Source organism: Undibacterium sp. RuTC16W, assembly GCF_049339445.1.
In the GTDB taxonomy this organism is placed as follows: Bacteria; Pseudomonadota; Gammaproteobacteria; order Burkholderiales; family Burkholderiaceae_D; genus Undibacterium.
In genome coordinates this window covers 1-302 of the sequence record NZ_JBMPPE010000107.1, presented here as the reverse complement: position 1 = coordinate 302, position 302 = coordinate 1, and the positions used below count along the sequence as shown (strand labels likewise).

At 62.3% G+C, this 302-nt stretch carries 1 other RNA gene; it reads left to right on the top strand.

The features are described 5' to 3' along the window. Positions 1 to 291: a transfer-messenger RNA gene (gene ssrA / locus ACO0K4_RS19705) on the top strand. Positions 292 to 302 lie beyond the last annotated feature (11 nt).

Genomic DNA, 302 nt, shown 5'->3' with positions numbered 1-302 from the left:
ACGGGGCATGCCGAGCACCAGTTCGCTCGTAAATCCACTGGAAACAAAGTAACTGCGAACGACGAACGTTTCGCCCTCGCCGCTTAAACACCGGTGAGCCTCGCAACAGCTCGCCGATGGGCTGGGCCCGACGGGTCACACCGAAGGGCTGCGAGGTCATTCACATCGGCTCGGCTCCGGTTGCGTCATTCAGCCGGGGCTCAGATCCAAGTGACTCGGGACCCAGGTAGCGTGCTGCTGCGCGACCGGGGGCCTCAAATCCAAATCGGACAGCTACGCATGTAGAACCGTCCGGCGATGGC